Annotated in this window: 16 protein-coding genes and 1 tRNA gene; 4 read left to right on the top strand and 13 right to left on the bottom strand. The window is 32.4% G+C overall.

Going from position 1 to position 12,988, the window contains the following annotated elements; translation table 11 throughout:
* Nucleotides 1–59: 59 nt before the first annotated feature.
* Nucleotides 60–953: an AraC family transcriptional regulator gene (locus DQN38_RS06300; RefSeq protein ID WP_011732147.1), complete on the bottom strand. Its 894-nt coding sequence runs from the start codon at nucleotides 951–953 to the stop codon at nucleotides 60–62.
* Nucleotides 954–1,093: 140 nt separating this feature from the next.
* On the opposite strand from DQN38_RS06300, the gene DQN38_RS06295 reads away from it, so the two are divergent.
* Entirely contained in the window at nucleotides 1,094–1,393 is a 300-nt protein-coding gene (locus DQN38_RS06295) for a TFIIB-type zinc ribbon-containing protein (protein WP_065843923.1), read from the top strand.
* A gap of 30 nt (nucleotides 1,394–1,423) precedes the next feature.
* On the opposite strand, the gene DQN38_RS06290 is transcribed toward DQN38_RS06295, so the two are convergent.
* The 4 genes from DQN38_RS06290 to ciaB form a co-directional block, all read right to left on the bottom strand.
* Complete coding sequence (locus tag DQN38_RS06290) at nucleotides 1,424–1,750, bottom strand: YnfA family protein (protein ID WP_024305165.1); 327 nt, start codon at nucleotides 1,748–1,750, stop codon at nucleotides 1,424–1,426.
* A 14-nt stretch (nucleotides 1,751–1,764) separates the two neighbouring features.
* Nucleotides 1,765–1,850 (bottom strand) — tRNA-Leu (locus DQN38_RS06285).
* 31 nt (nucleotides 1,851–1,881) lie between these two features.
* A complete protein-coding gene (locus tag DQN38_RS06280; RefSeq protein ID WP_002850080.1) occupies nucleotides 1,882–2,184 on the bottom strand; it encodes a F0F1 ATP synthase subunit C in 303 nt (100 codons plus the stop codon).
* 110 nt (nucleotides 2,185–2,294) lie between these two features.
* Nucleotides 2,295–4,115, bottom strand: coding sequence for an invasion protein CiaB (gene ciaB, locus DQN38_RS06275; protein ID WP_065843922.1), 1,821 nt, complete (start codon nucleotides 4,113–4,115; stop codon nucleotides 2,295–2,297).
* A gap of 175 nt (nucleotides 4,116–4,290) precedes the next feature.
* Here ciaB and msrB point away from each other — a divergent pair, with 175 nt between their 5' ends.
* Together msrB and DQN38_RS06265 are read left to right on the top strand one after the other, a co-directional pair.
* Nucleotides 4,291–5,304, top strand: a complete 1,014-nt coding sequence (gene msrB / locus DQN38_RS06270; RefSeq protein WP_111738218.1) for a peptide-methionine (R)-S-oxide reductase MsrB — start codon at nucleotides 4,291–4,293, stop codon at nucleotides 5,302–5,304.
* An 85-nt stretch (nucleotides 5,305–5,389) separates the two neighbouring features.
* Complete coding sequence (locus tag DQN38_RS06265; RefSeq protein ID WP_002850076.1) at nucleotides 5,390–5,800, top strand: acyl-CoA thioesterase; 411 nt, start codon at nucleotides 5,390–5,392, stop codon at nucleotides 5,798–5,800.
* Between the two features lie 34 nt (nucleotides 5,801–5,834).
* Here DQN38_RS06265 and DQN38_RS06260 read toward each other — a convergent pair whose 3' ends face one another.
* The 7 genes from DQN38_RS06260 to DQN38_RS06230 form a co-directional block, all read right to left on the bottom strand.
* On the bottom strand, nucleotides 5,835–7,448 hold the full coding sequence (locus DQN38_RS06260) for a cation acetate symporter (RefSeq protein ID WP_065843921.1): 1,614 nt from the start codon (nucleotides 7,446–7,448) through the stop codon (nucleotides 5,835–5,837).
* Nucleotides 7,445–7,777 (bottom strand): DUF485 domain-containing protein, encoded by a 333-nt coding sequence (locus DQN38_RS06255; RefSeq protein ID WP_002850072.1) that lies wholly within the window; start codon nucleotides 7,775–7,777, stop codon nucleotides 7,445–7,447. Before DQN38_RS06255 ends, DQN38_RS06260 begins: the two co-directional genes overlap by 4 nt.
* A 301-nt stretch (nucleotides 7,778–8,078) precedes the next feature.
* Nucleotides 8,079–8,270 (bottom strand): hypothetical protein, encoded by a 192-nt coding sequence (locus DQN38_RS06250; protein WP_002850070.1) that lies wholly within the window; start codon nucleotides 8,268–8,270, stop codon nucleotides 8,079–8,081.
* A gap of 61 nt (nucleotides 8,271–8,331) precedes the next feature.
* Entirely contained in the window at nucleotides 8,332–10,050 is a 1,719-nt protein-coding gene (locus tag DQN38_RS06245) for a Na/Pi cotransporter family protein (protein ID WP_170117946.1), read from the bottom strand.
* Nucleotides 10,051–10,107: 57 nt separating this feature from the next.
* Nucleotides 10,108–10,824: an EI24 domain-containing protein gene (locus DQN38_RS06240; protein ID WP_002850066.1), complete on the bottom strand. Its 717-nt coding sequence runs from the start codon at nucleotides 10,822–10,824 to the stop codon at nucleotides 10,108–10,110.
* Nucleotides 10,821–11,516 (bottom strand): dUTPase, encoded by a 696-nt coding sequence (gene dut, locus DQN38_RS06235; protein ID WP_002850064.1) that lies wholly within the window; start codon nucleotides 11,514–11,516, stop codon nucleotides 10,821–10,823. The genes DQN38_RS06240 and dut overlap by 4 nt, the downstream gene beginning before the upstream one ends.
* A 55-nt stretch (nucleotides 11,517–11,571) precedes the next feature.
* Nucleotides 11,572–12,099, bottom strand: a complete 528-nt coding sequence (locus DQN38_RS06230; RefSeq protein WP_002850062.1) for a hypothetical protein — start codon at nucleotides 12,097–12,099, stop codon at nucleotides 11,572–11,574.
* A gap of 90 nt (nucleotides 12,100–12,189) precedes the next feature.
* On the opposite strand from DQN38_RS06230, the gene DQN38_RS06225 reads away from it, so the two are divergent.
* Nucleotides 12,190–12,600: a pyridoxamine 5'-phosphate oxidase family protein gene (locus tag DQN38_RS06225; RefSeq protein ID WP_065843919.1), complete on the top strand. Its 411-nt coding sequence runs from the start codon at nucleotides 12,190–12,192 to the stop codon at nucleotides 12,598–12,600.
* 6 nt (nucleotides 12,601–12,606) lie between these two features.
* Here the strand turns inward: DQN38_RS06225 and DQN38_RS06220 are convergent, their stop codons facing one another.
* Nucleotides 12,607–12,987, bottom strand: a complete 381-nt coding sequence (locus DQN38_RS06220) for a response regulator (RefSeq protein WP_011732143.1) — start codon at nucleotides 12,985–12,987, stop codon at nucleotides 12,607–12,609.
* Between the last annotated feature and the right edge of the window lies 1 nt (nucleotide 12,988).

Here is a 12,988-nt window from a genome sequence, read left to right as displayed (position 1 = left end):
AATTATACTGTTTCTTTTGATTTTCGGATAGAAAAATATTCCATATTGATTGCCTGATTCTACAAGTTTATGCTATCTCTTAGAAAATTGCAGTGTGCTTTTGGAGACATTCCAAACATTCTTGCGTACTCTCTGCTAAATTGAGATGGGCTTTCATAGCCGACTTTAAAAGCGATTTGCGATGCTTCTAAATTTGTAGATATGAGAAGGTTTTTTGCTTCTTCTAAACGTATCTTTTTCTGAAATTGTAAAGGGCTTAATGAAGTTATTTTTTTGAAATTTTGATATAAAAGCGATTCGCTTATACCGATTTCTTTTGATAATTTTTTCATATTTATATTTTCATTAAAGCTGTTTTTTATAGCCATAATTGCTCTTGAAATTTGATTTGCCAGATTTCCTTCTAAAATATATTGTTTTAATAAATCTCCATTTTGCTTTAAAATAAGATATATAATCTCTTTTAAAATTAAATTCGATAGAAATTCCGCGTCATTTTTTGGCTTTTCTATCAGTTTAACAAATTTCGCAATAGCCTCTAAAAGTGTGTCGTCAAGGTCACTAAAGCATAATCCGTTTTTTATATTTTTTTTATTTTGGATCTTAAAATCACCAACTTCTTTTATAACCTCATATATACTTTCTGGCTTAAGTTTGATGACTAAAGAGATATATGGCTGATCTTTAGAGGCTTTTTCTATTTGAATTCTTGCTGGTATGTATGTAGTCGCAAGTAAGTATTTGTGGGGGTTGTAACTATAAAGATCATTTCCAAAACCTACTGCTTTTTGACCTTGAATTATCACGCAAATCGATGGCTCATATATAGTATTTAAAAATTCGGTAGGTTTTATGGCCGTATAAAAACTAAGCTGTTTTATATCGGTTTGTATTTCTCCATAGTTTGCTTTTGTTTTAAGTATTAGTTTTAAAATTTCATCTCTATAATCCATAAAACCTCCTGGTATAGAGTTATTTTACTACGTTTTTTCAAATTTTATATCCGTATGCTGTAAATATCTATCATTTTTTATATCCGTTGGTTAAAAATTTCTTGGTATTATTTTATAAATTTGATTTTTAAGGAGATAAAATGAAGTGTCCGGTCTGTGCAGATCAGAATCTTATGATGAGTGAGAGGCAAGGTGTGGAGATAGATTACTGTCCATCTTGTAGAGGAGTTTGGCTTGATCGCGGTGAGCTTGATAAAATTATAGAAAGAAGCGGCGCTGTAGAGCCAAAACAAAATGGTCAAATAGAGTATTTTGACAAACAAAATCATAAAGATGAATATAACAGCCATAGAGATAGCAGATATAGCGATAAATATTATCAAGACGGATATAGAAAAAAGAAAAAGGAGAGCTTTTTATCTGAGTTGTTTGATTTTTGATCGTACTTGATCAGTGATTTAAGGTTTGATCTATTTTGAGTTTCCAAAAAATATTACAAAAGCTCCAAGAAGTGCTAAAAATGAACCTAAAATATCCCATATATTAAAGCTCTCTTTTTCTACCAAAGCTAACCAAGCAAGAGAGCTTATGATATAAATTCCACCATAAATAGCGTAAATTCTTCCAGCGTGAGATATGTCTATTTTAGTTAAAGTATAAGCAAAAATCAGAAGTGAAATAACTCCGAGTGCAAGCCACCAATGGGTTTTATAATCTCTAAAATAGAGCCAAAAAGCAAAGCATCCAAGTATTTCAAAAAATGCCGCAATGAAAAATAGGGTAATATTTCGTATCATGATTGTGTTAGTAATGGTGCGATCAGCGAGACTCGAACTCGCACACCGTAGCGGCACTACCCCCTCAAGATAGCGTGTCTACCAATTCCACCATGATCGCAGTAGAGCAAAAGCCCCATTCGGGGCTAAAATTAACCTAAAAATGGGTTAGCGTAAAGTGCGATAAGAGCGATAACAAGTGCATAGATAACTTGCGCTTCGATCATCGCAAGAGCGATAAACATCGTAGTTAAAAGCTTTCCGCCAAGACCTGGGTTTCTAGCTGTTCCAAGGATAGTTGCTGCTGCAGTATGTCCCATACCGATAGCTCCACCAAGTGCCGCAACACCAAGACCGATGCCGGCTGCTACAACTGAAAATGCTTTGATTTGTTCGCCATCGGCACCAAAAGCAAAACTTGCTAAAGCTACTACAAGAAAAAGAACTTTTTTCATAAATGCTCCTAAAATTTTATGTTTAAGTTAGTTCGGATAAATTCCCTACTTAGAACTTAAAACGCGTAATTATATTTTAAATTTGCTTTGATTTGCTTTAAATTTAACATTTATGCTTGCTGCCATCTTTGCCATTCGCCGCTATCATCGATCTCGTTTGCCATTTTTTCATATTTTTGGTAGTAGAACTTCACAAATTCTAGCGTTTCTACATTTTTCGGTAGGTAAATTTCGCCTTCAAACTTAGCAAATTTAGCCAAAAACTCTCCTGCGTTAAGCTTGTTTGAATAATGCGTTGCTAGATTTATGTAGTTTTTCATAACTTCATTTTTAAAGTTTTGATAGCCGTTTTGAGTGAAGTCTATCTGCAGTTTTTTACCATCAAATTTTAAAACTCCGGATCTAAAAAGTAAGCTTAGATGGATGAGCCCCTCGCAATAATACGCCCTTGTTTCGGTGACTTTTTGCCACGCTATGAGTCCGACGCTTCTTTTGATAAGCTCGTGAAATACGGCCATTTTATAAGTATCGTCTTCATGTAAAAAGAAATTTATAAGTCCACCAGTAGTAGCTTTGTATTCTTCTATGAATTTAAACTCTCCACTTTTGTTCATAGCGCTTTCCGTGTCACTATCTATAAATAAAATATGTCCAAACTCATGTCCGATAGTTGAGATCTCATAGACTTTTTTCCAAATTTCAGGCTTTTTATACAAAATTTCTCTACCAAAATCCAAGAAATTTTTATCAAAAATTTCGCTTGCCAATTTCATAAAAGGCTTAGCCTTTGTGCTTTCATATACGAAATTTACAAAAGCAAATATCTTTTTGCCGCACTCACGGCTAACTATCTCATCATTTGGTACGACTTGCGCCGAAAAAAGACCGTTGAACTCAGCAGCGTAATACACCATAGGTCCTGATATATAAAGCTGGGTTTTATCTATGTTTGAATGTACTAAATTTACCATATTTTGGTTTTCTACGCCGGTTTTTGAGTAGATCTCGTCAAAGCTTTCTTTTATGCTATTTTTAAATTTAGTCTCATCGATACTTAGATCATCAACTAGTCTGATGTCCCATTCGAGCGCTACTGCGTGAGTATAAGCGTCTTCGTAATACTCTAAGGGATGACCGATCTGAATTTTGCCTTTAGTATCCATCCATGCACGCTCAGCATCTTGCCAGCTAGCTATCACAAGATCATTATCCGTTTGTAAAAATGCGTTTTTTAGCTTTGTTAAGTATATTACATAGCTTTCATCTTCTTTTATTTTGCTTAATTTTTCTAAATTTGCTAGACTAGTTTCAAAAGCGTCTTTTACGCTTTTCATCTCGTCTTTAAAAGACACTGCGTAAGGCACTAGCCTATAATTCTCACCGTTTTTTATAACTGCGCCATAAACCCTATCGCAGCGTGAATTATCCGGATTTATCTGATAAAGTTTGTTTTTGGTGATAAACTCGTTTGCTTTTGCGATACTTTCAAATTTGGTTTCAAATTCTCTGTTTGTAGTCTCTATGATGCTTTTTTGCCATGTTTTTTGCATTTTGCTTAGAGATACGCCGATGCGATGTACCGACTTAATAAGTTCTAGATAAAACGGCTCTAAAATGCCTTTTTCTTCTACCTCGTTTATCAAATTTAAGTGGCGATTTATATAAAACTCGCTTACAAAATCATACATTTTAGCTTTTATGATATCTATCTCTTCCTCGTTTTTACCACTGTTTTTAAGCTCGTTTATGATTCCTTCTTCTTTTAAATCTACGATCCGTCTCAAAACCGCTATTTTATTGACGCTAGAACTATCTAAAGAGCACAAATTTAGGGCTTTTGAAACTATCTCGTTGTCCATATTTTTATATAAATAGTTTAACTCATTTTTTTGTTTTTTTACCAGCTTATTTAAAGCTGCGAAATCATTCATTTTTATCCTTAATAAATATATTTTTGATAAATTTTATCACTAAATTGCTTAATATTTTTAAACAACTTACTAAATTTCAAATCTTAATGCTAAAATTCATGTTTATATAGTGCTAAAATCTTATTTAAAAAGTAGTGTTAAAATCATTTAAATTTAAACTAAAAAAAGGGGAAAAATGAAAAAAATATTGTTTGTGGTGGCGACTATATTTATGGCGCTGTTTTTAAATGCAAAGGAGAACGATATGAGAAATTTAAAAGATATATATCTAGCAGGAGGTTGCTTTTGGGGAACTCAAGCGTATTTTGATAAGATACGAGGAGTCATAAAAACCGATGTTGGATATGCAAATGGCAAGAGCGACAAGACTGATTACCACTCACTTCATTACTCAGGTCACGCAGAAACTGTTCATATAACATTTGATGAAAATATAGTAAGTTTGGCTGAGATTTTGGCTCATTATTTTAGGATAATAGATCCGTTTTCGGTAAATAAACAAGGAAATGACGTTGGTTCTCAGTATAGAACTGGAATTTATTATAATGATAGTAGCTTAAAAAACTCGATATCTGAATTTATAAAACACGAACAGACAAAATATGATAAAAAGATCGCAGTAGAAGTAGAACCGCTTAAGAATTATGTTTTAGCCGAAGATTATCATCAAAAATATTTAGATAAAAATCCAGGCGGTTACTGCCATGTAGATCTAAGCCTTGCAGACAAGCCGCTTTATAATGAAAGCAAATTTAAAGCGCCTTCAAAAGATGAACTTAAGGCAAAATTATCTGATTTACAGTACTCAGTAACTCAAGAAAAAGCTACGGAGCGACCTTATAGCAGCGAGTATGATAAATTCGATAAAAAAGGAATTTACGTAGATATCGTGAGCAAAAAACCACTTTTTAGTTCAAGCGATAAATTTGACGCAGGATGCGGCTGGCCGAGTTTTACGAAACCTATCACGACTGACGCGCTTGGATATAATCGCGATTTAAGCCATGGCATGGAAAGAGTAGAAGTCACTTCAAACCTTGCTAACAGTCATTTAGGTCACGTTTTTACCGACGGCCCAAAAGATAAAGGAGGGCTAAGATACTGCATAAACGGCGCTTCTTTGAAGTTTATACCGCTTGAAGATATGGAAAAGGAGGGCTATAAGGATTATATTATTTATGTTAAATAGTAATTTTTTTTAAATTTAAAATGTTATTAATAAATTTTAGATAAAATTCAGTCATTCAAAATTTGTTTGTAAAGGAAAAATAATGATGAAAGATATGGGCGAGCCACGTATAAAAATTGTCGCTATGCCTAGTGATACTAATCCGGCTGGAAATATATTTGGCGGGTGGATTTTGTCTCAAATCGACCTCGCCGGTTCAATCGCTGCTAGAGAGCTAGCTCCAACTAGAGTTGTAACTATATCTATGAAAGAAGTCATCTTTAAAGAACCTGTTTTCATAGGTGATATAGTAAGCTGCTATGCAAAAGTTGTTAGTGTTGGAAATACATCTATAACAACGGTCGTAAAAGTAGTTGTTCAGCGTTTAAATGATGGAGGCTTTGTAGAGTGCGTTCCTGTTACTACTGCTGAAGTAACGTACGTAAGCGTAGATGAGCAAGGTAATAAAAAACCTATTGATAGTGAATTAAAGCGACTTCATGGTTTTGTATGTTAAATTCGTATTTGGTCAGCAGTTTGCTGACCAAAATTTAATGAGTAGCTTCTTTGTTGGCTCCTATTCCGCTTTGCGCTCTGAAATACTGAGCTTCAAATCCGCTTCTATCGATCTTTGCTCTATATGAATTATCAAATTTAGATATCAAATACACAAGTATAAATGTTACTGGCATAGAAAAAATAGCCGGATCTTTATACGGAAATATAGCCTCTTCAAATCCGAAACTTTTTACCCAGATTCCAGGTCCTAAAATAGTTAGTCCGACTACGGTTAAAAGCCCTATAAGTCCGCCCCAAAATGCGCCTTTTGTAGTAAGATCTTTCCAATATATAGAGTAAAATAGTATAGGAAAATTTACGCTTGCGGCTATAGCAAAAGCAAGTCCTACCATAAATGCTACATTTTGACCTTGAAAAATTATACCAAGAAATATGGCAAATATTCCTATACCTATAGTTGCTATTTTTCCTATTTTTAACTCACTTTCCATAGATACTTTTCCATGTTTTATAACATTTGCATACAGGTCGTGTGCTATGGCGTTTGCTCCACTTATAGTTAGTCCTGAAACAACTGCAAGTATAGTTGCAAAAGCAACTGCACAAATAAAGCCGTAAAATGCATTTCCACCAAGGATTCTAGCTAATTCTATACTTATCATATTTGTTCCGCCCATAACATCTTTTCCTGTTAAAAATGCTATAGCTCCAAATCCTATTATAAATACTAAAACATAAAAATAGCTCATAAAAATTGTTGCCCAAAATGTACTTTTTCTAGCTTCTTTTGCAGAATTTACGGTAAAAAATCTCATCAAAATGTGCGGTAATCCTGCAGTTCCGAACATAAGAGCCATGCCAAGAGAAACAGCACTTACCCAGTCTGTTATAAATCCACCTGGATTTAATATGGCTTCGCCTTTTGGATGTACTTTTATAGCGTCGTTAAAATAAGTCGTAATATCAAAATTGCTTGCTTTTAGTACTAAAAACGCTAAAATACTAACTCCTATTAGAAGAAGCCCCGCTTTGATTATCTGCACCCAAGTAGTTGCGTGCATACCTCCAAAAAACACATATACTACCATAAGAAGTCCGACTATGACAACAGCGATATTATAATCTAGCCCAAAAAGCATTTTTATAAGTTCGCCTGCTCCAACCATCTGAGCTATTAGATAAAAACATAAACACACTAGAGCAGAGATAGCAGAAATAGCCCTAATAGGCCGTTGTTTTAATCTAAAAGCCGCTATATCCGTAAATGTGTATTTACCGAGATTTCTAAATTTTTCAGCTATCAAAAACAAAACTACAGGCCAGCCAGCTAGAAATCCTATAGCATATAAAAGTCCATCAAATCCATTTGTAAAAACAAGTGTCGAGATACCTAAAAACGATGCCGCGCTCATAAAATCTCCGGCCATCGCCATACCGTTGTTAAATCCCGAAATTCCTCCGCCTGCTGTGTAAAAGTTGCTTCCGGAAGCTTTTCTAGCTGAAAAGTATGTGATGATTAGTGTTGCAAATACAAATATCAAAAACAGAGTTATGGCTGTTAAATTTAGATCGCTTTTTTCTCCTGCTACTATCTCGGCCGCGTTAATGGAGCCGGCAAATATCGGTAAAAATAGTATTTTTTTCATTTATCGTCCTTTTTTAAAGTCCCATCTTCATTTATAAGTCCGGCTTTTTCTAAACGATCTATGGCTCCTGCAAATTCTCTATCTAAAAATGTGTTTGCGACGTATGTATAAAGCCCTGTTAAACTAACACATGTTACGATTATAAAAATGCCTATTATTATGGCAAGACTAACAGGATTTGAACCTATCTTGAGTCCTAAGAATTCAGGTGCAAGCCCTATGAGAAGCATTAAAGTGTAGTATAAAATTGCCACTACTGCAAATAAAAACCATGCGAAATGACTTCTTATTTCTACTAATATATTGAAGTTGGCTATTTCAGCTTTCATTTTATCTCCTTATTTAAAAATTAAGCATATTCTATCGTAATTATTAAATTTAGAGATATATTTTTTATCAAAATATGTTACAAATAGTAATAAATAATATATTAGTTACAAATAGTAACATAAATTTAATCTAATGTTGATTAAATTTATAGTTATAGAGGATTAAATTCTAAAAATATAAATAAATTTAGTAAAAATTTGAGATAAAGTATGAAATTGTAATATATGTTATTTTAGTTATATCATTATTGATACAACTAAAATAATTAGTAAAATTTAAAAGTATATAAGATAAAATAGTTTATTTTATCTCTTCCAAAATCTCATCATTGCTTTTTATAGCAATTCCTGAGCCGTGTATTATCGTAGGCATACAAGATGTGCATATATCGACAATTTCACCTTTATGAGTTGCTTGTATAAAAACTTTGTTTGGCTCTTCACTGTCATTTGCAAGACAGATATTGCAATAAACTTTTGATTTGTATTTCATTTTTTCTCCTTTTGTTTTATAGCATTTTAGCTAGTTTGTGTAAAAAAACGGTTGATTAAACTCAACTTTCTCCTATACTTTGTTTGATAAACTCGAAATCCTCTTTGCTATTGTTGTGAATAAATATAACTTCTATTATTCTTAGCATATTTTTTGTTATATTTTGTATCAAGGCAGTATCGTTCATGAGAGACGTTGCCATTTTATTCGTGATTTTTTTACCGCCTAGAAGCGTATCTAGGTTTATCTCATCTTTTTCATAGTCATAATATATCTGTTTGAGCTCTTTTAACTCTGTTTTTAAGCTGCTTCCATCATTTATATTTGCTATTTTATCCATAATTCTTAAACTTTTTAGCATTTTTATTCTTAATTTGTCATACTCGTTTTTGGCATCTATATTGTTTGAAGTCATAAATTTATATATATTTGGCTGAGAGTTTTTCATATCTTTTAGCGCTTCAGCTAGCATCAACGTTACGCGTCTTATATCCATAAATTTACTTACATCTTCTTTTTTAGCTTTTGAGCTTGCTGTTATAGCGAAGTCTATTATCTGACTGTAGATCTCTTTAAATCTGTTGTTATATAGCTCGTCAAAATTTATTTGTATAGGATTTTGGCGCATAGATATTACCTCTTCTGCGCTTAAATTTGAAGTTATATCGGATTTGCTTATACTTATGGATTTTGCTATGATCGAACTTGCGTTTGCATATAGGTGTTTCATCTCTTTTGTTAAAACTTCAAGTGCGCTATCGCTGAACTGCATTGAATCCGTATTTAGATAATACGCTCTATCTACTTTACTTCTTTTGTATTCAAATTTGATATATTTATTTAAAAATTTCTCCATCAAACCAGTTAATGGATAAAATATAAAAACTCCAGTAAGGTTAAAATAAGTATGAAAAATCGCAAGTTTCATCGTATAATCATCATTTCTTATGCCGATGACTTTTGCCGTTTCATCGGTGATAAATATGAAAAAGTTTATGAAAATCAGCGTGATTATAGCGCTTGTGACGTTAAATATCACGTGAGCTACCATCAGCTTTTTGCCTTCTTGATTTGCATTTATCGAGCCGATGATCGCCATAATCGTACTTCCTACGTTTGATCCTATAGCTATAGCGACCGCATTTTCATAGCTGATTTGATTTACGCCAAGAGCTGTTATAGCTATGGTAATAGTCGCTGTGGAACTTTGTAAGATCACGGTTACGCCAAGACCGATCAAAGTATAAACCAAAAGCCCACTTATACCTGTCATAGCGTATTTTGAGAGATCTATAGTTTCTTTGATGTTGTCAAATCCGGATTTCATGTAAGCGATACCTAAAAACAGAAGTCCTATACTAAGTAAAAAATATCCACAGCCTTTTAATTTTTCGGATTTATTAAATATAAATAAAACGCCTATTATGATAAGAGGCATAGCATATAATGCTATATCTACTTTCAATCCAAGTCCCGCAACTAGCCATGCTCCTACAACGGTACCTAAATTTGCTCCGTATATGATAGAGAGTCCTGAAGCAAGGCTTATAAGTCCGGCGCTTAAAAACGATATTGTTAAAACGCTAATCAAGCCGCTTGATTGCATAATGACAACCGTAATAAATCCAAATCCAAATCCGGAAATTCTGCTGCTAGTGGCCTTTTTAAGAAAATTCTCTATAGCGGTAAACATAGAAAAGCTACTTTCTAAAACCACCATGGCATATAAAAATATGCAGACTCCGCATATTATAACTAAAAAACTTTTGCTTATATACATAAGCACACATAGTATTGACACGAGTAGAAAAATTAATATTTTATTCAATGTTGAAACCTATTGATTTTGATTTTTTTTAAATAGTAAATGCGTAAAAAACATAACAAAAAACAGCTGGAAAAACAGTCCTATAAACGGTATCAAGCATAGCAGGTAAAATAAAATCGCGCTAAGAGCGAATCCTAAGCCAGCACCTTTTATCATAGTTATTTCAAACATTGTTTTATCCATACAGTTTGAAGCAACATCTATGAGCATAAATTTATAAAATAGATAAAAAAACGGTAAATTTATGATAAATAAATTCAAAAACGGAACAAATAAAAACGGTATACAAATTAGCAAAATAGCTATAAACTTTAAAAAAGTTATTATAGAAATTTTAATAACTCTAGAAGTTGTTACTTCAGAATCTATGTTTATGTTGTAGTATTTTTTATTTACATATTTAGTTACTATGGGTGTTAAAAATCCGGCTATAATTCCTGCTAATGCACTGCTTAAGATAATTACGAAAAATCCGCTAAATATATAAAATGATGATAAAATAAGTGCTTTTACGATGCTAAAAGATAGTATAGTTGCCACTATGCCATCTTTATCCAAAAATTCTCCGTTACTAGCTAAATTTTTTAACGCTATAAGTAGTTCGCTTCCGCCAAATATCATAAGCGAACTAAATACGATAACGGAAAATACCGTCGGCAAGAGCGATAATAGTATAAATTTTTTCTTAAAAAAATCGCCTATGCAAAGATTTATTATATTTATCATTTAACTTTGCTATACTCAATCTTAAGTTTTGCGTAAATTTCATCCATAGAGTTTATACCTGATTCTAAAATTTGGCTCATTACTTCGTTATCTTCTTTACCGTTCCAGTTTTTATTATAAGTTCCGGCTTTGTATCCGTGATCTTGTCTAAATTTATTTAGTACGTTTTTCCCCATATAAACTTCAAAAAGCCTACTTAAATTTACACCACATTTAAGCGATAGTCTAAAATAGTCTTTTAAAAGATCGAAAAAATTTATATCAAATCCGCTACATCTGTTTATAATAACTTCGATATCGTTTATGATCTCGTAGATATTGTACTCTTTTATGTTATAAGCTTCTTTGCAAAACTCGCTAAATCCGCTGCAAGAGCTTATATCGATAGCTAAAGTATGGATATCGCCGAGTTTATTTGTATGATAATTCTCAAGTCCTAAACTCATAATAAAATGCCAGATATCGACTATTTCGATAGTTACGTTTTCTAAATTTGGATCTTTGTTTATAGCTTTCCAGTGTTTCCATGCAAAGCTATCTACAAGTTCCGCGCATTCCATATAGATGCATCTTTTCCAGCTTATGAGTTTTCCGTCTTTTGTTATACCCGTTTCCCAGTTTGTACCGTTTGTTTCATCGTTTAGTTTTTGTTGCAAAAGAAGCATTTCTTCTATCGGCTTTATATATGTCATAAAATTTTCCTCTATTTTTTATAAATTATACAAAAAATATGACAATAAAGCAATATTACGCATATATGCTAAATCTCTCCATCTGTTTTAGCATCTCTTCAAATAGTTTATTTGCAGGATATAAGATATTTTTATCTAACACGTTGTTATCTGTGTTTTTAGTGATTATATTATCAAAAAGATCTAAAAGACTGCTGGATACCGCATTTTTTTGATTTTCACTTTTTACATTCGGAAGATCTTTTTTAAGTGAGTTTGCTAAGTTTGTTATAGTGTCATCTGAAAATGGTTCATTTTCTTTGATTTTTTTCATAAAATCTTCAAGTTTCGGCTTTAAATCCTCCATAGCTTGTGCGATTTCGGCTCTATCTTGTTCACTAAGACCGTTTGAGTTGAACTCAAATTTATATCCGTATTGATGAGAAAGAGTAAGCTCTTTTGAGCTGCTAGAACCGTCTTTTTGGCTTGAATAGTTTAATTTTTTATTATCGTATAACGATAAGTTTATACTATCTCCGGAGCTGGTTTTAAAGTTAAAAGCAAAATTATTATAAGATGCATTAGCGTAGTTTTGTGTTGTCATTTGAAAACTCCTTGAGCTCTAAATCGGTATAATCAAAAAATATTTAAGTGCTTTTGTGATAAAATATTTTTAAATTTGAAAAGATAAAAAATGGATGAAAATATATCTAAGTTTTTGGATAAAATACATATCTTGACTCTTGGAGTTATAAGCGATGGATTGCCTTATCTTTGTAGCTGTTTTTATGCTTATGATCCGGATTTAAACTCGTTTATAGTAGCTAGTAAATCAAGTTCAAAACATATACAAAGTATCAAAAATCAGCCAAATATAGCCATAAATATAGCATTAGATACAAAAATAGTCGGTAAAATAGAAGGAGTTCAAGCAAACGGAGTTATGAAACTTTTAGATGATGAACGACTAGAAAAACTATATTTTAAAAGATTTCCTTATGCAAAATTGCTAAACCCGGAACTTTATGTCATAAGAATTGATTATATCAAATATACGAATAACAGACTTGGATTTGGTAAAAAAATAGTTTGGCAAAGATATTAAAATAAACTAAAGCAAGATATTCATCGCATTTTCTACTACCATGTTAAGCTCTTTTTGTCTGATCGGTTTTAGTATAAAATCATAAGCTCCTAGCTTAAAAACCTCTTGTTTTTTGGTTTCGTCCGTGCTTATAACAACTACTGGTATCATAGAAAGATACTCTCTACTTTCTAAATTTATCAAAAATTCTATTCCGTTCATTACCGGCATAGATAAATCAAGTAAAATTAGCCCAGTATCAAATTTGCTTTCTAAGATATTTATCCCTTCAAGTCCGTTTTTTGCTTTTATGATTTGAGCTACTAAAGGATTGTTTTTTAGCATCAGTTCAAGCAGTTTTAGGCTTATTTCATCATCATCTACTACTAGAACATTAATCTTTTTCATA

Source organism: Campylobacter fetus subsp. fetus (genome assembly GCF_900475935.1).
Classification (GTDB): Bacteria; Campylobacterota; Campylobacteria; order Campylobacterales; family Campylobacteraceae; genus Campylobacter; species Campylobacter fetus.
Note: the sequence above shows the minus strand (reverse complement) of the source record. Positions and strands in the feature narration are given on the sequence as shown.

Coding starts and splice junctions, on each gene's coding strand:
- DQN38_RS06300 (WP_011732147.1), bottom strand. CDS start 953: ATGGATTATAGAGATGAAATTTTAAAACTAATACTTAAAACAAAAGCA.
- DQN38_RS06295 (WP_065843923.1), top strand. CDS start 1,094: ATGAAGTGTCCGGTCTGTGCAGATCAGAATCTTATGATGAGTGAGAGG.
- DQN38_RS06290 (WP_024305165.1), bottom strand. CDS start 1,750: ATGATACGAAATATTACCCTATTTTTCATTGCGGCATTTTTTGAAATA.
- DQN38_RS06280 (WP_002850080.1), bottom strand. CDS start 2,184: ATGAAAAAAGTTCTTTTTCTTGTAGTAGCTTTAGCAAGTTTTGCTTTT.
- ciaB (WP_065843922.1), bottom strand. CDS start 4,115: ATGAATGATTTCGCAGCTTTAAATAAGCTGGTAAAAAAACAAAAAAAT.
- msrB (WP_111738218.1), top strand. CDS start 4,291: ATGAAAAAAATATTGTTTGTGGTGGCGACTATATTTATGGCGCTGTTT.
- DQN38_RS06265 (WP_002850076.1), top strand. CDS start 5,390: ATGAAAGATATGGGCGAGCCACGTATAAAAATTGTCGCTATGCCTAGT.
- DQN38_RS06260 (WP_065843921.1), bottom strand. CDS start 7,448: ATGAAAAAAATACTATTTTTACCGATATTTGCCGGCTCCATTAACGCG.
- DQN38_RS06255 (WP_002850072.1), bottom strand. CDS start 7,777: ATGAAAGCTGAAATAGCCAACTTCAATATATTAGTAGAAATAAGAAGT.
- DQN38_RS06250 (WP_002850070.1), bottom strand. CDS start 8,270: ATGAAATACAAATCAAAAGTTTATTGCAATATCTGTCTTGCAAATGAC.
- DQN38_RS06245 (WP_170117946.1), bottom strand. CDS start 10,050: ATGTATATAAGCAAAAGTTTTTTAGTTATAATATGCGGAGTCTGCATA.
- DQN38_RS06240 (WP_002850066.1), bottom strand. CDS start 10,824: ATGATAAATATAATAAATCTTTGCATAGGCGATTTTTTTAAGAAAAAA.
- dut (WP_002850064.1), bottom strand. CDS start 11,516: ATGACATATATAAAGCCGATAGAAGAAATGCTTCTTTTGCAACAAAAA.
- DQN38_RS06230 (WP_002850062.1), bottom strand. CDS start 12,099: ATGACAACACAAAACTACGCTAATGCATCTTATAATAATTTTGCTTTT.
- DQN38_RS06225 (WP_065843919.1), top strand. CDS start 12,190: ATGGATGAAAATATATCTAAGTTTTTGGATAAAATACATATCTTGACT.
- DQN38_RS06220 (WP_011732143.1), bottom strand. CDS start 12,987: ATGAAAAAGATTAATGTTCTAGTAGTAGATGATGATGAAATAAGCCTA.